The organism is Saccharopolyspora sp. NPDC045941 (assembly GCF_056431445.1).
Genome location: NZ_JBWKKU010000060.1, coordinates 33830 through 55828 on the forward strand (window position 1 = coordinate 33830; position 21999 = coordinate 55828).

Annotated in this window: 19 protein-coding genes; 11 read left to right on the forward strand and 8 right to left on the reverse strand. The window is 69.5% G+C overall.

Annotation, left to right across the window (positions count from 1 at the left end; translation table 11 throughout):
- Window positions 1-7: 7 nt before the first annotated feature.
- Window positions 8-592, forward strand: a complete 585-nt coding sequence (locus AC07FN_RS35165; RefSeq protein WP_478399511.1) for a rhodanese-like domain-containing protein — start codon at window positions 8-10, stop codon at window positions 590-592.
- A gap of 4 nt (window positions 593-596) precedes the next feature.
- Complete coding sequence (locus AC07FN_RS35170; protein WP_478399512.1) at window positions 597-1364, forward strand: sulfite exporter TauE/SafE family protein; 768 nt, start codon at window positions 597-599, stop codon at window positions 1362-1364.
- Window positions 1365-1523: 159 nt separating this feature from the next.
- Here the strand turns inward: AC07FN_RS35170 and AC07FN_RS35175 are convergent, their stop codons facing one another.
- A complete protein-coding gene (locus AC07FN_RS35175; protein WP_478399513.1) occupies window positions 1524-2153 on the reverse strand; it encodes a class I SAM-dependent methyltransferase in 630 nt (209 codons plus the stop codon).
- A gap of 438 nt (window positions 2154-2591) precedes the next feature.
- On the opposite strand from AC07FN_RS35175, the gene AC07FN_RS35180 reads away from it, so the two are divergent.
- The 4 genes from AC07FN_RS35180 (at window position 2592) to AC07FN_RS35195 (ending at window position 7810) form a co-directional block, all read left to right on the forward strand.
- Window positions 2592-2801 carry a heavy-metal-associated domain-containing protein gene (locus AC07FN_RS35180; RefSeq protein WP_452614371.1) on the forward strand — a complete coding sequence of 70 codons (210 nt, stop codon included), beginning with the start codon at window positions 2592-2594 and terminating at the stop codon, window positions 2799-2801.
- A 56-nt stretch (window positions 2802-2857) separates the two neighbouring features.
- Window positions 2858-3808, forward strand: a complete 951-nt coding sequence (locus tag AC07FN_RS35185) for a hypothetical protein (protein ID WP_478399514.1) — start codon at window positions 2858-2860, stop codon at window positions 3806-3808.
- Window positions 3809-3840: 32 nt separating this feature from the next.
- Window positions 3841-6162, forward strand: a complete 2322-nt coding sequence (locus tag AC07FN_RS35190; protein ID WP_478399515.1) for a heavy metal translocating P-type ATPase — start codon at window positions 3841-3843, stop codon at window positions 6160-6162.
- A gap of 181 nt (window positions 6163-6343) precedes the next feature.
- Complete coding sequence (locus AC07FN_RS35195; protein ID WP_478399516.1) at window positions 6344-7810, forward strand: dihydrolipoyl dehydrogenase family protein; 1467 nt, start codon at window positions 6344-6346, stop codon at window positions 7808-7810.
- 164 nt (window positions 7811-7974) lie between these two features.
- Here the strand turns inward: AC07FN_RS35195 and AC07FN_RS35200 are convergent, their stop codons facing one another.
- The 3 genes from AC07FN_RS35200 to AC07FN_RS35210 all read right to left on the reverse strand — a co-directional run bounded on the left by AC07FN_RS35200 (window position 7975) and on the right by AC07FN_RS35210 (window position 10438).
- Entirely contained in the window at window positions 7975-8643 is a 669-nt protein-coding gene (locus AC07FN_RS35200) for a DUF305 domain-containing protein (RefSeq protein ID WP_478399517.1), read from the reverse strand.
- Window positions 8640-9416: a DUF3105 domain-containing protein gene (locus AC07FN_RS35205; RefSeq protein WP_478399518.1), complete on the reverse strand. Its 777-nt coding sequence runs from the start codon at window positions 9414-9416 to the stop codon at window positions 8640-8642. Before AC07FN_RS35205 ends, AC07FN_RS35200 begins: the two co-directional genes overlap by 4 nt.
- Before the next feature lie 92 nt (window positions 9417-9508).
- Window positions 9509-10438: a C40 family peptidase gene (locus AC07FN_RS35210; protein ID WP_478399519.1), complete on the reverse strand. Its 930-nt coding sequence runs from the start codon at window positions 10436-10438 to the stop codon at window positions 9509-9511.
- A gap of 741 nt (window positions 10439-11179) precedes the next feature.
- Here AC07FN_RS35210 and AC07FN_RS35215 point away from each other — a divergent pair.
- From AC07FN_RS35215 to AC07FN_RS35230, 4 genes are all read left to right on the forward strand, one after another.
- Window positions 11180-11590, forward strand: a complete 411-nt coding sequence (locus tag AC07FN_RS35215) for a hypothetical protein (protein ID WP_478399520.1) — start codon at window positions 11180-11182, stop codon at window positions 11588-11590.
- A 131-nt stretch (window positions 11591-11721) separates the two neighbouring features.
- Window positions 11722-12858, forward strand: coding sequence for a PLP-dependent cysteine synthase family protein (locus tag AC07FN_RS35220; protein WP_478399521.1), 1137 nt, complete (start codon window positions 11722-11724; stop codon window positions 12856-12858).
- On the forward strand, window positions 12855-14147 hold the full coding sequence (locus tag AC07FN_RS35225) for an MDR family MFS transporter (protein WP_478399522.1): 1293 nt from the start codon (window positions 12855-12857) through the stop codon (window positions 14145-14147). Before AC07FN_RS35220 ends, AC07FN_RS35225 begins: the two co-directional genes overlap by 4 nt.
- Window positions 14148-14354: 207 nt before the next feature.
- A complete protein-coding gene (locus AC07FN_RS35230; RefSeq protein WP_478399523.1) occupies window positions 14355-14849 on the forward strand; it encodes an alpha/beta fold hydrolase in 495 nt (164 codons plus the stop codon).
- Window positions 14850-14907: 58 nt separating this feature from the next.
- On the opposite strand, the gene AC07FN_RS35235 is transcribed toward AC07FN_RS35230, so the two are convergent.
- From AC07FN_RS35235 to AC07FN_RS35245, 3 genes are all read right to left on the reverse strand, one after another.
- The gene (locus AC07FN_RS35235; protein WP_478399524.1) at window positions 14908-16071 is read right to left on the reverse strand and encodes an NAD(P)/FAD-dependent oxidoreductase; all 1164 of its coding nucleotides are present in this window, start codon (window positions 16069-16071) and stop codon (window positions 14908-14910) included.
- Window positions 16064-17899: an APC family permease gene (locus AC07FN_RS35240; protein ID WP_478399525.1), complete on the reverse strand. Its 1836-nt coding sequence runs from the start codon at window positions 17897-17899 to the stop codon at window positions 16064-16066. The genes AC07FN_RS35235 and AC07FN_RS35240 overlap by 8 nt, the downstream gene beginning before the upstream one ends.
- Before the next feature lie 450 nt (window positions 17900-18349).
- Window positions 18350-19060 (reverse strand): TetR-like C-terminal domain-containing protein, encoded by a 711-nt coding sequence (locus tag AC07FN_RS35245; RefSeq protein ID WP_478399526.1) that lies wholly within the window; start codon window positions 19058-19060, stop codon window positions 18350-18352.
- On the opposite strand from AC07FN_RS35245, the gene AC07FN_RS35250 reads away from it, so the two are divergent.
- Window positions 19044-20378 carry an alpha/beta hydrolase gene (locus AC07FN_RS35250; RefSeq protein WP_478399527.1) on the forward strand — a complete coding sequence of 445 codons (1335 nt, stop codon included), beginning with the start codon at window positions 19044-19046 and terminating at the stop codon, window positions 20376-20378. The genes AC07FN_RS35245 and AC07FN_RS35250 overlap by 17 nt on opposite strands.
- Window positions 20379-20466: 88 nt before the next feature.
- Here the strand turns inward: AC07FN_RS35250 and AC07FN_RS35255 are convergent, their stop codons facing one another.
- A complete protein-coding gene (locus AC07FN_RS35255) occupies window positions 20467-21981 on the reverse strand; it encodes an alpha/beta hydrolase domain-containing protein (protein WP_478399528.1) in 1515 nt (504 codons plus the stop codon).
- Window positions 21982-21999: the final 18 nt, after the last annotated feature.

Below are 21999 nucleotides of genomic sequence, written 5' to 3' on the forward strand. Positions count from 1 at the left end.
GAGGACCATGACCGGCCCATTATCATCCACTGTGGACGTTTCCCGCGCTCGCGCGCTGCTCGAAAGCGAGCCCCGGGCGCGGCTGATCGACGTGCGCACGCCCGGCGAGTTCGCCGCCGCGCACATCCCCGGCTCCTACAACGTGCCGCTCGACCTGCTGCGGGAAGCCGACCTGGCAGCCGGGCACGAAGACCCGCTGGTGCTGGTGTGCGGTTCCGGCGTCCGGGCCGAGGACGCCCGCACCCTGCTCGCCGCCGCCGGGCTGGGCCGGCCGACCGTCCTGGCCGGCGGCATCAACGCGTGGGACCAGCAGGGCGCCCCGGTCGCGCGCGGAACCGGCAAGTGGGCGATGGAACGCCAGGTGCGACTGGTCGCCGGATCGCTGGTGCTGACCGGTGTCCTGGGCAGCGTCGTCGCCCCGAAGATGAAGTGGCTGGCCGGATTCATCGGCGGCGGGCTGACGTTCTCCGCGCTGAGCAACACCTGCGCGATGGCGCGGGTGCTCTCGCTGCTGCCGTACAACCGGACCCCGGCGCAGGACGCGCCGATGCTGCTCGCGGCGCTGACCGCGGACGACGCACCGGCCCGCTGAAGCGATGCTGCCTGCCGTCGTCTTCGGCGTCGTGATCGGCCTTTCGGTGGGCCTGCTCGGCGCCGGTGGTTCCATCCTGGCGGTCCCGGCGCTCGTCTACGGCGTCGGGCAGCCGCTGAGCACCGCGATCCCGACCGCGTTGGTGGTGGTGGCCGCGTCGTCGATCGGCGGGTTGTCGTCCCGGACCCGGCTGCGCGCAGTGCAGTGGCCGGTGGCGCTGGTGTTCGGCGCCGCCGGCCTGCCGGGGACCTTCGCAGGCACGGCGCTCGGCCGGGAGTTCCCGCAGCGCAGGCTGCTGTTGGCCTTCGCCGCGCTCATGGTCGTCGTGGCCGTGCGCATGTTCACCGGCAACGACGAGCACACGGGCGCGTGCCGGATGCCGGATGGCGGTATCGATCACCGCCGCTGCCTGCCGAAGTCGGCAGCGGCCGGAGCCGGCGTCGGCGTGCTCACCGGGCTGTTCGGCGTCGGCGGCGGCTTCATCGTCGTCCCGGCGCTGTCCGTGCTGCTCGGCCTGGCCGCGCCGCAAGCCGTGGCCACCTCCCTGGTGGTGGTGCTGATCAACGCGAGCAGCGGGCTGCTCGCGCACATCGGCACCGCGGGCAGCATCGAGGTGGGCGTGCTGATCGCGTTCGCCGGCACTGCGATGCTCGTGTCGGTGGCCGCAGGCAGGTTCGCGGCTCGCCTCCCGGCAACCACCGTCCGCCGCGCGTTCGCCTGCGTCGTGCTGGCCGTCGCGCTGGGAGTGGGCATCTCGTCCGGACTCGGCTGAGGGCCGAGCACGGCACCCGGAGCGGGCTTCACAGCGATGCGGCGCTTTTCGTCCGTGGAACCTCGTCGGCGACTACGAGCAGCTGCGTCGTTCGGCGGACGGGCGATGAACCGTCCGTTGTCGGGCAGGAGCAGGTCTCGCCGAACGGGAGCGCGCGGATCAGGCCGCGGGCTTGCGGGCGACGAGCCTCTCGACGATCCCCAGCTTGAAACGATCATGCTGCTCGATGCTGAACCCGGCGGCCTGCACGTGCTTGATGGGGCGACGCCGGAAGTTCTCCCCGCCCACCGGGATCGTGACGACTTCCAGCAACCGCTGCACAACCCGAGCCGGCCACGACGTGCTCACCACGTGGTCGGCCAGGAGCAACCGTCCGCCCGGCCGCAGAACACGCTTCATCTCCCCGACGGCCACCCGATCGTCCGGAATCGCGCACAGGGAGAACGTGCAGACCACGGTGTCGAACGAGGCGTCCGGGAACTCGAGCCGCTGGGCATCGCCGATGCCCAGCGCGACCTCCCGGCCCGCCTCTTCCGCACGACGGCGCGCGTGGTCGAGCATGCCCGGGCTCAGATCGACCCCGGTGAGCCGCACGTCGTCGGAGTACCAGCCGAGGTTCAGCCCGGTACCGATGGCGACTTCGAGGACCTCCCCTTCGGCTTGCCCGCACAGCCACTGCCTCGTGTCGCCGAAGAACTTCCGATCCATGAACCCCATCTGGCGGTCGTAACCGCGGGAGTGCCGGTCCCAATAGCGCCGCAGCCGATCGAGGTTCGCCTTGCCCGGCATGACAGTCTCCGTCCCGGTCGCACTTGAGCACCGCACTGACACGGCCAAACTACTTCCAACGACCGGGCAGCGCCCACAGGACGACCACGACGAGGTCGTACCCGATCTCCATCCGGGCCGGCGCGAGTTCGCGCGCCCGATCTCCGGAATCCACATCGGACGCACATGGAGCACCGCCTGGACGACCGGGTCAGGTGGGCAGCGTAAAGCGGGCAACCGAACCACTCAGCCACGAGATCAACTCGTTCTACACTACTATGGATCTTAGTAGATACCCCGCTGCCCGGATCAGCCGGCGGGGGCAACCCGTCCGATCGAACAGTCCTCCGCAGACTTGACCCACATACCCCATGGGGGTATAAATCCAATGTCGCCAATACAGCTACCCCCTAGGGGTAGAAGCGACGAACCGGACGACATGACACCGAGGAGCCCCTGATGGCCGAGTCCACCTACACCGTTGTCGGCATGACCTGCGGGCACTGCGTGCAGTCGGTGACCGAGGAGGTCGGCAAGATCGGCGGCGTCTCCGACGTGGCCGTCGACCTGCCCACCGGCTCCGTCACCGTGACCAGCGCCGACGCGATCAGCGACGCCGACGTGCGGGCCGCCGTCGAAGAGGCCGGCTACGAGCTGGCCCCCAGCTGACCTCCACCCCCGACCGGGCCGGGCTCCCGGCCCGGCCACCAGCACAGCGAGGAATCATGAACACAGCAGGCAAGCTCTCCGCCTACGGTGCGGCGCTCGCCCTGGTCGCCGGTGGCGCCTGGGCGACCGGTACCGCCGTCGGTCCCTTCACCGCCATGTCCGCCCCGAGCGGTCACGGCGACATGCCCGGCGGTGAGGTCGCCGGGCACGGGGACACCCACAGCGGCACCGTCGCGGAGACCACCCTGCCCGGCGGACTGACGTCGTCCAGGGGCGGCTACACCCTCGCGCCCACCGACACGACGCAGGCCACCGGCACCACCGAGCCCTTCTCCTTCCGCATCCTCGGCCCGGACGGCAACGCGGTCACCGGGTTCGACGTCGAGCACGACAAGCGGATGCACCTCATCGTGGTGCGCCGCGACACCGCGGGATTCCAGCACCTGCACCCGGAGATGGCCGCGGACGGCACCTGGACCGTCCCGCTGGACCTGCCCGAAGCCGGCAGCTACCGGGTCTTCGCCGACTTCACCCCGACCGGCGCCGCTCCGGCCACCCTCGGCACCGACATCGCCGCCGGCGGGGCCTTCGAACCGCGCGACTTCGCTCCTTCCCGGGTCGCAGAGGTCGACGGCTACCAGGTCCGGCTGGACGGTGAGCTCGTCCCCGGCCAGGCCTCCCCCGTCCGGCTCGCGGTCACCAAGGACGGCCGGCCCGTCACCGACCTGCAGCCGTACCTGTCCGCCTACGGACACCTGGTGGCACTGCGCGAAGGCGACCTGGCCTACCTGCACGTGCACCCCGAGGGAACGCCCGGCGACGGCAGGACGGCACCCGGCCCGGAGATCGACTTCGTCGCGGAAGTGCCCACCGCTGGTACCTACCGGCTGTTCCTGGACTTCCAGCACAACGGCGTCGTGCGCACCGCGGAGTTCACCGTGGACGCCGCGGGCGGCACCACCCCGGAAACCCAGCGCGGTGACGGCCACGCCGGCCACGACGGCTGACCGAAGAGATTGAGCAGCGAGGAGAGAACGGCATGACCGCCACGGAACGACCCCCGCAAGTCACCAGCGAACTCGAACTCTCGATCTCCGGCATGACGTGCTCCTCGTGCGCGGCGCGCATCGAGCGCAAGCTGAACAAGCTCGACGGCGTCGCGGCGACCGTCAACTACGCCACCGAGAAGGCGAAGGTCAGCGTCCCGGAAGGCATCGACCCGCAACAGCTCATCGCGGAGGTCGAGGCCGCGGGGTACGGCGCGACCCTGCCCAGGACCGACCAGGACAGCGGCCCGGCGACCGAGCGGGACGACGAGGAAGCCGACTCGACCCGAACCCTGCGGCAGCGGCTGATCACATCGGTCGTGCTGTCCGTGCCCGTGATCGCGCTGGCGATGGTCCCGGCCCTGCAGTTCACCTACTGGCAGTGGATCTCGCTGACGCTGGCCGCACCGGTGCTGGTGTGGGGCGCCTGGCCGTTCCACAAGGCGGCGTGGACGAACCTGCGCCACGGCGCGGCCACGATGGACACCCTGGTCTCCATGGGCACCATCGCGGCGTTCCTGTGGTCCCTGTACGCGCTGCTGTTCGGCACCGCGGGCACGCCCGGCATGACGCACCCCTTCGAGCTGACCATCCAGCGCACCGATGGCGCGGGCTCGATCTACCTGGAGGTCGCGGCAGGGGTGACGACGTTCATCCTGGCCGGGCGCTACTTCGAGGCGCGGTCGAAGCGGCGCGCAGGTGCGGCGTTGCGGGCTTTGCTGGAGCTCGGTGCGAAGGACGTCGCGGTGCTCCGCGACGGCCGCGAAGTCCGCATCCCCACCGGCGAACTCGCCGTCGGGGACCGGTTCGTCGTCCGGCCCGGCGAGAAGATCGCCACCGACGGCGTGATCGAAGAGGGCAGCTCGGCGGTCGACGCCAGCATGCTCACCGGCGAATCCGTCCCGGTCGAGGTCGGTCCCGGCGACAACGTCGTCGGTGCCACCGTCAACGCCGGCGGTCGGCTGGTGGTGCGGGCGACCCGGGTGGGTTCGGACACCCAGCTCGCCCAGATGGCCAAGCTGGTCGAGGACGCGCAGACCGGCAAGGCCGCCGTGCAGCGGCTCGCGGACCGGATCTCGGCGGTGTTCGTGCCGATCGTGATCGCGCTGTCGGTGGGAACGCTGGCGTTCTGGCTGGGCTCGGGCACCGGACTGGCGGCCGCGTTCACCGCCGCCGTCGCGGTGCTGATCATCGCCTGCCCGTGCGCCCTGGGCCTGGCCACCCCGACCGCGCTGCTGGTCGGCACCGGCCGCGGCGCGCAGCTCGGCATCCTGATCAAGGGCCCGGAAGTGCTGGAGTCCACCCGGCGCATCGACACCGTCGTCCTGGACAAGACCGGCACCGTCACCACCGGCCAGATGGAACTGATCGACGTCCACCTCACCGCCGGCACCGACCGCGACGAGGTCCTGCGGACCGCCGGGGCGCTGGAGAACGCCTCCGAACACCCCATCGCCCGCGCCATCGCACGCGGCGCGGAGCGGGCGGTGGGCGAGCTGCCCGCAGCGGAGGACTTCACCAACGTGGAAGGCCTGGGCGTGCAGGGCATCGTCGACGGGCACGCGGTGCTGGTCGGCCGCTCGGCGCTGCTGGCGGAGTGGAGCCAGCCGCTGACCGCGGAGCTCGCCGCGGCGAAGGCCGCTGCGGAAGCAGAAGGCCGCACCGCGGTGGCGGTCGCCTGGGACGGGCTGGCCCGGGCGGTGCTGGTCGTCGCCGACACGGTCAAGCCCACCTCGGCGCAGGCCATCGCGCAGCTGCGGGAGCTCGGCCTGACGCCGGTGCTGCTCACTGGCGACAACGAGGCCGTCGCCAAGTCCGTGGCCGAGCAGGTCGGCATCGACGAGGTCATCGCCGAGGTGCTGCCGAAGGACAAGGTCGACGTGGTCACGCGCCTGCAGGGCGAGGGCAAGGTCGTGGCGATGGTCGGCGACGGCGTCAACGACGCCGCGGCCCTGGCCAAGGCCGACCTCGGCCTGGCCATGGGCACCGGCACCGACGTCGCCATCGAGGCCAGCGACCTGACGCTGGTCCGCGGCGACCTCCGCGCCGCCGTCGACGCGATCCGGTTGTCCCGCCGCACCCTGCGCACCATCAAGGGCAACCTGTTCTGGGCCTTCGCCTACAACGTGGCCGCCCTCCCGCTGGCCGCAGCGGGACTGCTGAACCCGATGATCGCCGGGGCGGCGATGGCGTTCAGCTCGGTGTTCGTGGTCAGCAACAGCCTGCGGCTGCGCGGCTTCCGCAGCACCGCGGGAGACCCGGCCGACCTCGCCCCGGTCATCGACCGGCGGGAACCGGTGGCCGCGCGCGACTGACCGCCGGAGCAGAACGGGCCATCACGCAGGGCGTGGTGGCCCGTTCACCTTTTCCGGCCCGACAGACACGTCAAAGCCGCCGGCCTTGCCTTGCGCGGAGCCTGGAATGCTGGCCCGTGAGGCGCCGCACGCCAAGGGACGTCTCGTCCTCGTCCGCCACGACCGGAAGAAGGAATCACCCATGAGCAGCACCGTCGCCACTCACCAGGCCGGCGCCCCGGCGAAGGCGGATTCCACCGAGTACGACGTCGTGGTGCTCGGAGCCGGGCCCGTGGGCGAGAACGTCGCCGACCGCACCCGAGCGGCCGGTCTCTCCACCGCGATCGTCGAGAGCGAGCTGATCGGCGGCGAATGCTCGTACTGGGCCTGCATGCCCAGCAAGGCACTGCTGCGCCCGGCCATCGCCCGGGCCGACGCCCGCCGGGTGCCCGGACTGCGCCAACTGGTCCGAGGCGATCTCGACGCCGCCGCGGTCCTCGCCCACCGGGACTACTACGCCTCGCACTGGAAGGACGACGGCCAGGTCGGGTGGCTGGAGAACATCGGCGCCGACATCTACCGCGGCCACGGCCGCTTCTCCGGACCACGCGCGGTGACCGTGACCGGCCCGGACGGCGAGCAGCACACCCTCATCGCCCGGCACGCCGTCGCCGTCTGCACCGGCAGCCGAGCCCAGCTGCCCGACCTGCCCGGACTCGCCGACGTACGCCCCTGGACCAGCCGCGAAGCCACCAGCTCCCCAGCCGTTCCCCGCCGCCTGGTCGTGGTCGGCGGCGGCGTGGTCGCCACCGAGCTGGCCACGGCCTGGCAAGCACTCGGCTCGCAGGTCACCGTCCTGGTGCGCGGCAAGGGCCTGCTGCCCCGCATGGAATCCTTCGCCGGCGAGCTCGTCGCCGAGGCACTTTCCGCGGCAGGCGTGGAGATTCGCACCGGCACCTCCGTCGCCTCCGTGGCGCGCGAGAACGGCACGGTCGTCGTGACCACCGACACCGGCGACCGCGTCGAGGCCGACGAAATCCTCTTCGCCACCGGACGCGCACCGCGCACCGACGACATCGGCCTGGAAACGGTAGGCGTGGAGCCAGGATCCTGGCTGTCCGTGGACGACAGCCTCCTCGTCACCGGCACCGACTGGCTCTACGCCGTCGGCGACGTCAACCACCGCGCGCTCCTCACCCACCAGGGCAAGTACCAGGCCCGGATCGCGGGCGCCGCCATCGCCGCCCGAGCCCAGGGCACGCCCCTGCTCGAACCCGACCCCTGGGGCGCGCACGCCGCGACCGCCGACCACGCCGCCGTCCCGCAGGTCGTCTTCACCGACCCGGAGGCCGCGGCCGCCGGCCTCACCTTCGCCGAGGCCCAGCAGGCCGGACACCGCGCCCGCGCCGTCGACGTCGAGTTCTCCGCTGTCGCCGGGGCGGGCTTGTACGCCGACGGCTACCGGGGCCGGGCCCGCATGGTCGTCGACCTCGACGACGAAACCCTCCTCGGCGTCACCTTCGTCGGGCCCGGTGTCGGCGAACTCATCCACTCGGCCACCATCGCCATCGTCGGGCAGATCCCGGTCAGCCGCCTGTGGCACGCCGTACCGTCGTATCCGACGATCAGCGAGGTGTGGCTCCGGTTCTTGGAGGCCTACCGGGGCTGACCGCACGATCCGGGAGCGGTGCTCCTGCACTTCGCCCAGTCCGCCTCCGACGAGGAGTCGGAAGCACTGCGCCGGGGGCTGCGACGACGATCTCGCCCCGGGAAATGAACGAACCCGTTGGGACGAGGCGGTGTTCGCCGGAGCACGTTGCCCGAGTTCGGCGGTCAGTTGGGCGCCGGGAGCGGTTGCGCACCGCGCTCGGCGAGCAGCTGCTTCATGACTTCGATCTCGGTGCCTTGCGCGTTTAGCATCTGCTGAGCGAGGTTGCGCACCTGCGGCAGCTCCGCACGCTCCGCAGCCTCGCTCATCATAGGTGCCCCGCCCTGGTGGTGCCGCACCATGAGCTGGAGGAAGAACGCGTCGAACTCGGCTCCCGCCAGGCCGCGCAGCTTCGCCAGTTCCTCCGCCGAAGCCATCCCCGGCATCGCCGCGGTCGCCTGCGATCCCTGCCCGTGCCGGTCGTGCGACGGCATCTGGCGCATCCACGTCATGTACCCGCCGAGCGGCAATTCAGGCTGGTTCCACAGGCCGAGCCAGCCCTTCATGCGTCCGGCCTGCTCCAGCTGCGATGTCTCGATGTCGAAGGCCAATTGCCTGATCCTCGGATCCACGCTGCGTTCGCGCGCGATGTTCGCCATCTGGACGCCCTGGAGGTGGTGCGCGCTCATGTCCTGCGCGAAGCCCACGTCCACCGATTCGGCGGCCTTCGCCTCCCTGCGATCCGGCGTCGCGACGAACAGCGCCCCCGCGGCGATCAGCAGCCCGACCGCCAGCAGGACACCGGCGGTGAGGACGAGCTTCAGCGGGCGGGATATGCCGTGTTCCCCGGTCATCGCGCTCCCATCCAGTTCCCTTGCCCCGCACCGGTCCCGTTCCCGGCCGCCATGGGCACGGCGTCGGCGCCCAGCGGATTCGGGTCGAAGGGCGGCGGCGCGTCGGGATCGAACTGGCCGGCACCGAGGGCGTCGCAGGACGCCCCGACCTCGGGGTGGGTGTACTGGTTGGTGCGGGTCGCCCGGATGAACTGGTCGACGCGCGGGTCGTCGGCGCGGTCGACCTTGAGCTGACGTCCCCACGACTGCAGCGAGATCGGCTTGTCCAGTCCCGGGTACGGCGACATCGTCAGGTACTGCTGTCCTTGGACCTTCTCCCGGAGGGCGGCAACACCCGCGCCATCAACGCTTTCCGGGTTGTAGGTGATCCACACCGCACCGTGTTCGAGGGAGTGGATGAAGTTCTCCGTCCGGACCGGGCTTTCGTAGACCACGCCGTTGCACGACGCCCAGGCCCCGTCGTGCGGACCGCCGTAAGGCGGGCTGGCGTCGTAGTTGACGCGCTGAGCCGGCGTCACGTGCTTCCCCGCCTCGTAATCCTGGGCCACGACACCGGGAATCTTCCGCGCCGGGTCCCGGTTCGTCTCCGACGGCGTCCACTCGGCGACGGCAGCCTCGCGCTCCGCCTTGGCCGAGTACTGCACGTAGACGTACCCGAAGATGGAGCCGGCGAAGACGACGACAACCGCCACCGCCGCGACCATGACCCAGGAGACGGATCTGCGCCGCACCGCGGCGACGCTGTTCTTCCCGGGCTTCTTCCCACTCATCATTCTCGACCGCCTCGAGTCCGTCATTTCCAGCTTCGACAGTGGTTTTCGGCCATCCGGAAGCGGGGCGGCAACGCGCCGAGCGCCCCGGCAGCTCACCCGACGATGCGCCGCGCGCCGATGTAGTGGCCGTCGCCCTTCGCCGACCGCACGTCCACCAGCTGACCTTCGGTGGGGGCGTCGATCATCTTCCCGCCGCCGACGTACATGCCGACGTGGTGAATCTTCGAGGGATTGCCGCTGCCGTCGTCGAAGAAGATCAGGTCTCCCGGCTGCAACTGGTCCTTCGACACCGGCCGCCCCACGCCCCACTGGGCCCGGCTGTTGCCCGGAATGGTGATCCCGGCCTGCTTGTACGCCCAGTAGGTCAGGCCGGAGCAGTCGAACGTGCCGGGCCCCTTTGAGCCCCAGACGTACTCGGATCCCCGTTTCGACAGGGCCGCCTGCAGGGCGGTGTTCGCCGCACCGGGCGGCCCGAGGTAGCTGCCGGAGTCGACCGGCCCCTTCAGACCGGCCTTCTCCTCGGAGCTCAGCTCGTACATCGCCTCGCGCAGGTCGCCGACCTGCTTGTCCAGTTCCCGCTTCCGGTTTCGCACGTCCTCCAGGAGCCTGGCCGCCGTATCGGCGGCCTCCTGCGCTCGCAGCTCGGCCGACTCGGCCGTGCCACGAGCCTCGGCGGCGCCGGCGGAGGCGCGGGCGTAGCTGCTCAGGACTTCGCCGTTGTCCGCGGCCATCACCTCGAGGGCGGTGGCACGGTCGAGGAACGCGTCGGGATTCTCGCTGGCGAGCAAGGCCGAGAGCCCGTTCAGCCGCGAACCGCGATATGCCGCGCCCGAGAGCTCGTCGACCCGGCCCTGCAGGCGCGCTTCATCCGTCCGGCTCTGCTGCTCAACGCTCCTGGCCGCAGCCACTTGCGCCTTCGCGGCGTCGAGTTCGGCCCGCTTCCTGTCGAGTTCGTCCTGAGCGACAAGAACGTCCTCGTTCGCCTTGCCCGCGTCTTCGCTCAGCTGCTTGTAACGCCTCATCTCGGGGGAACCACTTCCCGGATCCGACGGCTGCGCAACTGCGGGCAAGGCCACCGACACTGCCGCCACGGCCACCGCGGAGGCCGAGATCGCACTCCGCATCGAACGCTTCAACTGGCGCAAAGCCACGCTGGACCGCTCTCCTTCGTCTCTACGAGCTCTCGCCGGCGGTCGGTCGGACGCATGGCCTCAGCCGCCCGGAGAGCCTGCACTGGTGTCGTCGATGTGGGCTCCCCGCAACCCGGGAGCGAAACCTACTCGACGACCGAACACTTGTCTACTACTCACACTAGTACCCGATCTACTAGCTCACCTAGTAGACGATCTATAGTGGCCTACCGGAGCTCCGGTGCGCGACGCCCCGGGTACCGGAAGGCACTGCTCGGCCGCTCACGCGGTGGGGTTCACGGTCAGGAGGCAAGATTGACGACAGTTGCACCGCAGCCGGTCGCTACGCGGCCCTACCCGAAACGCACGACGCCCGGGCCCCATCTGCGAACGAGACCTCGGAGGCCGAGGTCTCGTTCGCATTTCCCGGACTTTCCTCGACCGACGACGGGGCGCCCGAGGCCGATCCACGACGACGAGCTTCGGCCTACCCATCCCCGAGTATCCACTATAGACATATTCCAGCAGTCACCCGATCGCGTTGCCACGCAAGAAAGAACACGTCATCGGCGTGCCATCGCCAAGACCAACCCCGCCTAGCTGCGCCCGGCAGCACGCGCTACAGTTGTCACTGTGCGAACCCAACCGTTCACGGTCCGCCACATCGGCGGCGCTTGGTTGTGCATCGTGCTTTTCGCGTTGACCGCGTTCCTCGCCACGCACGTGGTGGTCGGACTCGCCCCAGCGCACCCGGCCGGCGTCCACGCGGGCGCCAACGCTTCGAGCCCCCCGAGCCAGGACTGCGACCAGTCCCCGGGCGACGACGGCACCGAGCAGCATGGCCCGGGCGACTTGCATTGCGGGCTTTCCGCACGGGACATCTCGCCGGTCCCGGCTCTCGTCGCAGCGACGACGGACCCGGTGGCGTGGCCGTCCTTCCTCCGCGGCGACCGCGGGTGGGTTTCGCTCACGAGTTCCTCGCACCCGGCACTGCCGCCGAGCGGGCGTCAGATCCTCGCTTCCTCGTGCACCTCGCGAACGTGATCAGCGCTCGCCTTCCACGCTGATCACGTTCACCGTGCCTCTTCCCAGCGCGACCGGGAATCCTCCGGTCACGCCGGTCCGGCACGCCTTCCTGCCCTGCGCATGTACGCGCAGCGATCCGAGGGACACGAATGGATACCCTGCTCCCACCCGCGCGAACCGATGTCGCTCTCGCCCAACTGGCGAGGATTTCCGCTGCTCCCGGCACATCGAACACCATCGACACGACGATCGGGAACACCCCCGTGCTGTGGATCGACCGGCCGTTCAACCGAGCGGGCTGCGGCTTCTGGGCGAAACTGGAATGCCACAACCCGGGCGGCATGAAAGTCCGTCCCGCACTGCACATGATCGAACGGGCCCGCCAGCGCGGTGAGCTGGCGTCCGGCGGCGCGATCGTCGAGTCGACCAGCGGCACCCTGGGCCTGGGCCTGGCGTTGGCCGGCATCAGGTACGAGCATCCGGTCACCCTGGTGACCGATCCGGGCATGGAGCCGATCATGCACCGGATGCTGCGGGCCTACGGGGCCCGTGTCGACGTGGTGGACGAACCGCACCCCACCGGTGGCTGGCAGCAGGCGCGCCGCGATCGCGTGGCCGAGCTCCTCGCGGAGAATCCCGGCTCGTTCGGCCCAGATCAGTACAACAACCCCGACAACGTGGACGGATACGCGTCGCTGGCGCTGGAACTGGTGACCCAGCTCCGCAGGCTCGACGTCCTGGTGTGCTCCGTCGGAACCGGTGGTCATTCGGCGGGCGTCAGCCGGGTGTTGCGGACGTTCTTCCCCGAGCTGCGCGTCGTGGGCGTCGACACCATCGGGTCGACGATCTTCGGACAACCAGCGCGCCAGCGCCTCATGCGCGGCCTCGGTTCGAGCATCTACCCGCGGAACATCGACTACGACTCGTTCGACGAGGTGCACTGGGTCGGCCCGAGCGAAGCCGTGTGGTCGGCCCGAAAGCTCGCGGCCGCCACCTACGCCAGCGGCGGCTGGAGCGTCGGCGCGGTGGCGCTCGTCGCCGGCTGGGTCGCCCGCACGGCGGGGCCGGACACCCGCATCGCGGCGGTCTTCCCGGATGGACCACAGCGATACTTCGACACCGTGTACAGCGACGAATACTGCGCTCGGCACGGTCTTCTCGGGACGACTCCGCCGGAAGATCCGGACTTGATCGATCACCCGGGACAACGCGAAGTGACCCGGTGGACGAGGTGCGAGCACGTCTCGAACCCGACCGAAGGCGCACCCGTCGGAGGTGGGCGTTGATCCGGACGGTCCGCCAGTTCCGGTCCTTCAGCCGGCCGGTCCAGCTGCTCGTCATCAACCAGTTCACCATCAACCTCGGCTTCTACATGCTCATCCCCTACCTGGCCGCGCACCTGTCCGACGGGCTGGGCCTGGCGACCTGGCTGGTGGGGCTCATCCTCGGGGTCCGCAACTTCTCGCAGCAGGGCATGTTCCTGATCGGCGGCACCCTCGCCGACCGCCTGGGCTACAAGCCGCTCATCATCGCCGGCTGCCTGCTGCGGACGGCGGGATTCGCGCTGCTGGGCGTCGTGGACTCGGTGCCGGCGCTGGTGCTCGCCTCGGCTGCGACCGGCTTCGCCGGAGCCTTGTTCAACCCGGCCGTGCGCGCCTACCTCTCGCACGATTCCGGTGACCGGCGAGTCGAGGCGTTCGCGCTGTTCAACGTCTTCTACCAGGCAGGCATCCTGTTGGGGCCGCTGGTGGGGATGGTGCTGACCGGCGTGGCGTTCCAGCTCACCTGCTTCGTCTCCGCAGCGGTCTTCGCGGCCCTGACGATCCTGCAAGCCCGCGCCCTGCCACAGCGCAAGGCGCAGCGAACGGACTCGGCTGCGGATACCGAGCAATCGGTCCTCGCGGACTGGCGAACGGCATTCTCCAACAGGTCGTTCGTCATGTTCTCCATCGCGATGATCGGCAGCTATGTGCTGTCGTTCCAGGTCTATCTGGCCTTGCCCCTGGAGGCGCGGCGGCTGGCAGGGGAAGGCCTACCCGGGACGGCAACCGTGGCAGCGCTCTTCGCGGTGTCGGGAATCCTGGCTATCGCCGGGCAAGTGCGGATCACGGCGTGGTGCAAGCGGCGATGGGAACCCGGCCGATGCCTCGTGGTCGGCCTGCTGTTGATGAGCGCGGCGTTCCTCCCGCCTTTGATCACCGCAGGCTCGCCGGGCGCGGCGGAAAGCCTTTCCCCGGCCGGAATCCTTGTTCGAGCGATCCCGCTGCTGCTGTCGGCGGCACTCCTCGCGCTCGGCCAGGTGATCGTGTTCCCCTTCGAGATGGAGACGATCGTGACGCTGGCGGGCAACCGGCTCGTCGCGACCTACTACGGGCTCTACAACACGGTCTGCGGCGTGGGCATCATGGCCGGCAATCTCCTGACCGGCAGTGCACTGGACATCGCCCGATCCTCCGGGCTCGCCATGCTGCCCTGGCTTGGCATGGCGGTCATCGGCCTGTGTTGCGCCGCCGGAATCAGCACTCTCGAACGGACCAGCCGCCTGAGCGCGGTCCCGCAACCCGCGCAGAGCTGACCGGCGTTCCGGGGAGGCCGCTGGAGACGCCATGGCTCCGGCGGCCTCCCGCATCAGGACGGCCGCTCGGCGTCACCCCCGAGTCGGCCTGCACCCGGATCCGAACAACACCGCAGCGCCACCCAATGCCACCAACGTCCACTCCGGCACGCTGCCCAACTGCGTTGCAAGCGTGGTCCCGGAGCGGATCGGGGCCTGCACCACGAGATGCTCAGCGGTGAACTGCCGGACCGCTTCGCCGGTGTGATCCCGGTCGAAGGCGCCGACTACTCCCCCGGCTTCTACCTCGACTGGTGGCAGCACCCGCACGCCAACGCCGCACAGGTCTGCGCCAGCGGCGTGTGGGACCTGATGGCGCCGCAGTCGCCCGAGGCCGACCGCTGGAAGACCTGGTTCTACTACTCCCAGGGGTCCGAAGCGTTCAAGGGCGACCTGCACTACTACTCGGTCGACCACGACCTGCGCGACCGGCTCGGCGACATCGACGGTGACCAGTGCCCCGTCGTGATGCTCACCGGCGAGTACGACTACCTCACCACTCCCGCCGACAGCGCGCGGACGGCCCGTCAGATCAAGAACGGCACCTTCATCGAGATGCCGGAGATCGGGCACTTCCCGATGAGCGAGAACCACGAGCGATTCCGCGTGCACCTGCTCGAAGCGCTCAACATCCTGCAGCGCTCCAGGTCCGCGTCCGCCTGAGGGACGTGCGGCCGGCGGAATCTGCCCCTTCCGCCGGCCGCATCTCCGGCAGCGCGCATCAATGCGGGCCGGTGGCTCCGTACTCGTGGTCGCCCCTGATGAGGGCCCCCGTGGCGAAGCGTTGTCCGGTGAAGGCCTTGAGCTCGGGGCGGTTCGGGGCGCCGGTGAGGAGCCAGCGAGCGAGCTCTGCGCCGATCGCCGGGGCCTTGCCGAATCCCGAGCCGCTCCAACCCGCCGCCAGGTGGAGCCCCGGCACCTCGCACGGCCCGAGGACCGGGCGGCCGTCCGGGGTGATGTCCAGCGCGCAGGTGCGTCCGATCCGGTACGGGGCCTCGGCCATCGCCGGGATCCGGCGGCCGAGCCGCACCAGGCCCTCCGCGACGAAGTCCGCGTCGGGCACGCCGAAATCGGCGTCGGGGTCGTCCAGCCATTCGCGCTCCGGCGCGTGCCGCCCGACCAGGGTGCACCGGTCTGCCGTCGCGCGCAGGTAGATGTCGTTGGCCACGTCCGTCATCGTCAGGTGGGTCGGGAGGTCATACGGGCGCTCGTAGAGCATCACCTGGATGCGCGCCGAGCGGATCGGCAGCCGCAGGCCGACGGTCGCGGCCAGACGAGGCGTCCACGCACCGGTCGCGAGCACCACGAAATCGGCCCGCCGCGCACCGTCCTCGGTGCGGACCCCGACGACCTGCCCGGACTCCTCCAGCAGCGCCGACACCCGCGACCGCTCGAAGCGCGCACCGCACCGTCGAGCGGCCTGCTGCAGGCTGATCGTGGTGGCAGCCGGATCGGCGTACCCGCTGCGTTCCTCATAGGACACGACGCTGATCGCTTCGGTCGAGATACCGGGTTCCAACTCGCGCAGCTCTTCCGGCGTCAGCAGCTCGTCGGGCATCCCGTGTGCCTTGAGCATGGCGACGTTGGCCCGGACCGCTTCGGCATCGCGGTCATCGGCCAGGTAGGCGAATCCGGTGCGGGTGAAGCCGCAGGCACCGCCGACCCGGGTCGCCCACGACTCGTAGTACTGCGTCAGGCTTTCCCAGGCGAGATCGGCTTCCACGGCGGTCGCGTGGTGGTCCCGGATGATCGCCCCGGACCGCGACGTTTGGCCGCCGAAGCCTCCCGTCGGGTCGAGCACCACCACGTTCGCGCCGCTTTCGGCCAGGTGGAAGGCGATGCTGGAACCCACCACACCGGCACCGACGACGATGACATCAACCATTGCGCGTCCCTCCGGAATCGTCTGCTCCGGACATGCTGGCCCGCAGCTCCTGCGTCGAATAGCCGCTTTCGACGGCCCAGTAGTAGGCGATCAGACCGAGCACTGCCGCGACGGCGCTGTCCCACGGGAACGGCAGCAGCGGTACGGCCGCAGTTCCGTATGCGCCGTAGTAGGAAACCAGGTACAGCACCAAGGTCAGCGCGACCGCCCAGTTGGAGGACCGGATCTCGCGACGCCCCTCCGGGCTGCTGATCCGCCACAACAGGAAGGTGAAGCCGGCGACCTCCGCGGTGGACAACGACCAGAACGCGATGAACGGCAGGCTGTCCGTGCCGAGGGGGCCGATCACCTGGGTGGCGATCCAGACGACCGCGAATCCGGCGCCGAGCCACGTGGCACCGGCCAGGGGCATCCGGCCTTGGCGTGGCCCCTGGTACAGCGCGTAGATCGGCAACGCGATCAGCACGGTGGCCACCACGCCCTGCAGGACCTCGTAACCGGACCAGTACAGGATCATGCTCGCCGCGAGAAAACCGAGCGGGGAGAACAACTTCGACGCCCGCAGGAAGAACGGTCGCGGCGCATCGGGGGCGACCCGGCGCATCACCTGCAGTTGCGGCGCGGCGGCGAGGTAGGTGATCACGGCGGTCGAGGACGTGTAGCCGATCAGCTTGTACCAGCCGGGGAAGGGCAGGAAGAACGCGCACCCGGCGACCAGGCAGGCGACCATGCCCAGCCACGGCACCCGGGTCCGCTCACCGACGCGGGCGAACGCCCGCGGCATGCTGCCGTGCAGCGCCATCCCGTACAGGGTGCGAGCGGTGTCGCCCATGTAGATCCAGCCGGTGCCTGCCGGCGAGATCGCGGCATCGACCAGCAAGAACACGCCGAACGCGCCGAGCAGTGCGACGCCGGTGGACTCCAGCGCCGAATAGAGCGGCTGATCCGCCCAGCGACTGGATTCCAGCCCGCTCCAGTCGCCCGGGGCGACGCCCAGCGAGCCCCAGTCGAGGGCGCCGATGAAGGCCACCTGCAGCAGCACGAAGATGACCGCGCAGATGGCCACCGATCCGACCGTGGCGATGAAGATGTCGCGCTGCGGGTTCCGCGCCTCGCCGCCGAAGTTCACGCCCTCGCGGAAGCCCTGGAAGGCGAACACGATGCCGGAAACCGCGATGGCGTTGAACACCGCGCCCCAGCCCTGCGGCGCGAAACCGCCGTGGCCGGCGAGGTTCGAGCTGTCGAAGACGGTGAACAGCAGCACGAACGTCAGCACCGGGATGATCAGCTTCCACCAGCTCACCCACTGGTTGAACCGGCCGAAGAACCGGATGCCGAAGACGTTGACGCAGAAGAACAGCAGCATCACCACGACCGCCAGCACGCGTCCGGTCCCGGTCAGCGTGGAACCGTCGTCGCCGTGGCTGGTGAGCTCGATGCCGGTCCACGTCGCGACGTAACCGGCGGCGTACTGCACGACCGCCAGCGCCTCGATGGCCACCGTGGTGACGCCACCCAGCAGCATCGACCAGCTCAGCAGGAAGCCGAGGTAGCCGCCGTGCGTCAGGTACGGGTAGCGGGCGACACCGCCGCTGCGCGGCAGCATCGAGCCGGTCTCCGCGTAGTTCAAGGCGAGGAAGGAGATCAGAACTGCGGTGAGCACCCACGACACGATCACCGCCGGGCCCGCGACGGCACCGGCGGACAGCACCGCGAACAGCCAGCCGGATCCGATGATGGAACCGATCGAGATGAACAGCAGCTGCTGGACGGACAGATCGCGCCGGAGCTTCGAATCACTGTGCTGGAAGTCGTCGATCTCGGCCATTCGCACCCCCGAACTGGTCGCTCCTGCACACCGGAAGATCGCCGGGCGTCCAGCAGTATGCTCCGCGCGGTCGACCGGCCGACAGAGATCGGGCGCAGCGGATTTCCCGCCTGAGCAAAAGCCGTTCTGGCCGTCAAATCGTCCACTTCGGACTTATCGGATCCGCGGCTGAGCGTGTTCGCCTATCACCCGAGAAGAGGTACCGCTCTCCAAAGTGGAACGAGGCGAACACGCTCACCAGGCGCGTGGCGCGTCCTGGCTGCGGAAGCCTGTCGAGTCGGTGCATGGGCACTGCGAATGGCGGACGCAGAATCAGCCACCAGCCAAACCCGGCCGGGTCAGCCATGCGCCATGCCTGGCGGGCGGCGGCGAGCGTCGCACCGCGCCAAGGCGCAACAGGCGGCACATGAGCCGGTTCCGATCGGCACGGTTCGCCGAGCCGTCAGGACATCACGGTGCCTGGGTGATTTCGCCGCAGTGCAGGGCGCGGTCCGCCGTCGGGGTCGCCCAACCGCGGAGTGTTGCGGGGATTGCCGATCGGAATGCGCTCTCGGCCGTGGCGGTGCCGAGCGCTCCTGCCAGTTCGAGGGTCACAAGTCCGTGCAGGGTCACCCAGAACGAGAGCGCGATAGCTGTTGCGTCGCCAGTGAGCATGGACGCCGCCAAGGCGCGATCTATGGCGTGCAGGAGCGGTCGGACGGGGTCGCCGGTTCCGACCGCGCCCGACGGGTCGAAGGTCTGCACGCCACCGAACAACACCATGTAGAGGTGGGTGTGCTCGCGTCCCCAGCGCCGGTATGTGGCGGCGAGAGCGTAGAGGTCGGCGAGAGGGTCGTCGGAGGTCGGCACTGCCGCCAGGTCGCGGAACAGCCCTGCGACCGCCCTGTTGCGCACCTCGTCGATCAGTGCGTCTTTGTTGCCGAACAACGTGTACACCGCCGCCGTCGCAGTTCCGGCGGCGGAAGCCAGGGCGCGGACAGTGATCGACTCACGTGGACGGGTTGCGAACAGCTCGGTGGCTGACTCGACAAGACGCTCTCTCACGGTGTCGTCGTTCGTTCTCGGCCTACCCACGGTGACCAGTCTAGCTCGCGTGCTAACGTCGTTTTGAAACTTAGTTTGGAAACTCTCGCAGGGACCCGTGATGCCAAAACTCCTCATCCGTATTGCCCGCTTCACCGGTCGCCTGGGACTGGCCTTGGGCGCCGTCGTGGGACTGGTCGGCCTGTTCCTGGCGCTGCTCGTCCTGACAGATGGCGCGGGCTCGGGGCTCGTGGCCTGGCTGACGACCCTCGGAGTCGGGGCCGCCGTCGCGATATGGCGGGGCCGCCGCCGTGCGGGGCCGCGCAAACTCGTGCCGCTCCCACCGGTGGTCATCGCGGTAGCGCTGACGGCGTCGGTCTGCATCCCGAGCGTGCCAACCGACCGGCGATTCCCAGCCGACCTGCCGTTCGTGGCGACGCAGAAGTGGAGTCTGGCCACGGGAAGCCGGGTCGCGGTGTACCACTACCCGCCCGCCCCGGGCAGTCCCCGCCGTGCAACGCCCCTCGTGTACCTCCACGGCGGACCCGTCCGCAGCATCTCGGTGCTCGATCACCGTTTCCTGCAGCTCTTGGCACGACAGGGCTACGACGTCTACGCCTACGAGCAAGCCGGCGGTGGACGAAGCGAGCTGCTTCCCATGGATCAGTACAACCCCTCCAGATCGGTCCGCGACCTCGGAGCATTCATCGACCACCTGGACAAGGGCCGGGTCGACGTCCTCGGATTCTCCGCAGGAGGGGGCATACTCACCCGGGCCCTGGCCGAGCCGGACGTCGCCGCCCGCGTGCACAAAGCGATCATCGCCGAGCCTGGCCCGATGGACGGCCCCACAGCGCAGATCGCCGGGCAACAAGGGCGGCCGACCGCGCGCGGCATCGCTCCGGCCCCGAGCGGTCCACGTTCCACGAATGTCCCCAGGTATGCCGTCGCGCTCGGCCTCATGCGACTTGGGCTCCTCTCGCCCGATACCGGGCTGATCGGGCAGGCCGAAGGCGACAACGCCTTCACAGCCGCCGACCTCGGCAGCGACACCGCATCCGCTTACTGCGCACAGGATGCTGACCGCATCCCCACCGAGGACACGGCCGAGAACTTCTCCTTCAGCCCCGCCCCGAGCATGCAGTTCCAGCAGACGATCAAGGAATCATCCTCGATTGCTGCGCAACTTGGGCGCTCCGACATCCCCGCAATGCTGATGATCGCCGAGTGCTCTTCGCAGATTCGTCAATGGGCGACCACCATTCTGGCCAACGATCCCGCCATCGAGCGAACCCAGTACATGCCCGGTGTCGGACACCACATGTGGAACGGCCTCGACGACAACGACGAACGAGCCTACGCCGTCGTCAACGCATTCCTGCAAAGCGAGCCGGCACCCTTGCCGAACTACCCGACCCGCAGTGAAATCCCCGCATTCCTCCACGACCAAAGCTGACTGTCCAGTCCAACACGGGACGTCGATCGCCGGCTGTCTGGCGTTGCAGCGCCAGACAGCCGGCGATCTTTGTCGGCCTCGGTCGTGGTTATGGGATCGGCAGCGGGTTCGACGTCCCGACGCGCGATGCCTCCGCTTCGCGGACGGTTTCACCGGCGTCTTGCTGGAGGATGAAGCCCTCCCGGAGGTTCCGCTTCGTCACGTCGCGCACCGCTCGGACGTAGGCGTCGTGGGTCGGGTACAGCGAAGCGATCTTCTCCGCGGTGAAGGGCTGGTGCGATCCGTACAGTCGGCAGAGTTCCTGCCCCGAATTCTCGCCGGTGTTGGTCGCGATCGGCGCGTCGACTTCGGCCAGCCGGATGCCGCCGAAAGCGAGCCCGTTCTCGTCGCGCGGGATCGCCATCCCGGTCGGCGTGGGCGTCGTCCGGATCGGCTGCGCGGTGGGCGGCTGCTTGTCGTGGCGAACCCAGTCGACGAGGTGGTGATACCCGGCATTGAGCACGTTCTTGGTGTCGACGTGGCTCAGCGGCGGCCGGTCGCAGGTGAACGAGAAGGGCTTCAGGGCGTCGCGCGCGACGCCCTGCATGCGATTCATCATGAACCAGTAGTCGACGTGCGAATCACCCGCGATCTCCCAAGAGCGGAAGACCCCGGAATCCGCCTGGTGCGGTACCCGGTTCAGGAAGACCTCGGTCTCGGTGCTGATGCGCAGCAGCTTCGTGGGAATGTCGGTCCGGAACGGTCCACCGCTGCCCACGAAGAGCATGAAGCCGTCGTACACCTGGGCCAGCGGCTGGATCGAGTTGTAGTACAGCGCCAGCCGCGACGCCGACTGCGACTGCCCGACCGCCAGCACGGTGGCCGGTCGCAGTCCGCCGAGCACGGCCGGGTTGGTTCGAACAGCCTGTCCGGCCTGGGAGAAGATGTCGTAGGACAGCGAGTCATCGGTGATCGTGCCACCTGCGGTGACGTCGAGCGTGCCGTAGCGGGCCGGGCTCCACGCGGTCAGGCCGTAGGGCTCTTGCTGCACGCCGACGCGTTGCGCCGACACGCCCACGTAGGCATAGCCTTCGCGGGTCAGGTAGTCACGAGATTCCTGCCAGTGGACGTCGAGGTTGTACCCCGAGGTCACGTTGACCCATTCGACGACCACGATGCCGTTGAACTTCGCGGGGTTGTCCGGGCGCCGGACGATCATCCGGGTCTTGTACGAATTGCCGGTGGACAATGCGACGCCGTCGGCCATCGGCGGCGTGTCGTAGCGCGTCGCCTTTCCTCCGAAGAAGTACTCCTCCTCGACGTAACCGCGCTGGGACAGGTCGAAGCCGGGCTCCGCCGCCAGTTGCGGGTAGTTGTGCGTGAGGTCGGTACCAGGCGGCATCGCCACCGGGACCGGGCCGGTGATGGTCGGCGTCGGCACTTGCTTCGCCGTCGCGACCGGACCAGCCGTGGTCGGTGGCGCTTGCTCCGCCGCCGCAGCCGGTCCAGCCGTGGTCGGCGGCTCGGCAGCCGACGCCACTGTGGACAGAAGCGCGGCGGCCGTGAGGGCGCTCAGAAACGCGACTGGAAGCGTCCTGCGCTTGGTGGGGAGGAATCTCTCCATCGAGTTCTCAGTTCTCCA

What these genes read in the sequence shown, in the direction of transcription:
- AC07FN_RS35165 (WP_478399511.1), top strand. Translation starts at nt 8, where the DNA reads ATGACCGGCCCATTATCATCCACTGTGGACGTTTCCCGCGCTCGCGCG.
- AC07FN_RS35170 (WP_478399512.1), top strand. Translation starts at nt 597, where the DNA reads ATGCTGCCTGCCGTCGTCTTCGGCGTCGTGATCGGCCTTTCGGTGGGC.
- AC07FN_RS35175 (WP_478399513.1), bottom strand. Translation starts at nt 2,153, where the DNA reads ATGCCGGGCAAGGCGAACCTCGATCGGCTGCGGCGCTATTGGGACCGG.
- AC07FN_RS35180 (WP_452614371.1), top strand. Translation starts at nt 2,592, where the DNA reads ATGGCCGAGTCCACCTACACCGTTGTCGGCATGACCTGCGGGCACTGC.
- AC07FN_RS35185 (WP_478399514.1), top strand. Translation starts at nt 2,858, where the DNA reads ATGAACACAGCAGGCAAGCTCTCCGCCTACGGTGCGGCGCTCGCCCTG.
- AC07FN_RS35190 (WP_478399515.1), top strand. Translation starts at nt 3,841, where the DNA reads ATGACCGCCACGGAACGACCCCCGCAAGTCACCAGCGAACTCGAACTC.
- AC07FN_RS35195 (WP_478399516.1), top strand. Translation starts at nt 6,344, where the DNA reads ATGAGCAGCACCGTCGCCACTCACCAGGCCGGCGCCCCGGCGAAGGCG.
- AC07FN_RS35200 (WP_478399517.1), bottom strand. Translation starts at nt 8,643, where the DNA reads ATGACCGGGGAACACGGCATATCCCGCCCGCTGAAGCTCGTCCTCACC.
- AC07FN_RS35205 (WP_478399518.1), bottom strand. Translation starts at nt 9,416, where the DNA reads ATGATGAGTGGGAAGAAGCCCGGGAAGAACAGCGTCGCCGCGGTGCGG.
- AC07FN_RS35210 (WP_478399519.1), bottom strand. Translation starts at nt 10,438, where the DNA reads ATGAGGCGTTACAAGCAGCTGAGCGAAGACGCGGGCAAGGCGAACGAG.
- AC07FN_RS35220 (WP_478399521.1), top strand. Translation starts at nt 11,722, where the DNA reads ATGGATACCCTGCTCCCACCCGCGCGAACCGATGTCGCTCTCGCCCAA.
- AC07FN_RS35230 (WP_478399523.1), top strand. Translation starts at nt 14,355, where the DNA reads ATGCTCAGCGGTGAACTGCCGGACCGCTTCGCCGGTGTGATCCCGGTC.
- AC07FN_RS35235 (WP_478399524.1), bottom strand. Translation starts at nt 16,071, where the DNA reads ATGGTTGATGTCATCGTCGTCGGTGCCGGTGTGGTGGGTTCCAGCATC.
- AC07FN_RS35240 (WP_478399525.1), bottom strand. Translation starts at nt 17,899, where the DNA reads ATGGCCGAGATCGACGACTTCCAGCACAGTGATTCGAAGCTCCGGCGC.
- AC07FN_RS35250 (WP_478399527.1), top strand. Translation starts at nt 19,044, where the DNA reads ATGCCAAAACTCCTCATCCGTATTGCCCGCTTCACCGGTCGCCTGGGA.
- AC07FN_RS35245 (WP_478399526.1), bottom strand. Translation starts at nt 19,060, where the DNA reads ATGAGGAGTTTTGGCATCACGGGTCCCTGCGAGAGTTTCCAAACTAAG.
- AC07FN_RS35255 (WP_478399528.1), bottom strand. Translation starts at nt 21,981, where the DNA reads ATGGAGAGATTCCTCCCCACCAAGCGCAGGACGCTTCCAGTCGCGTTT.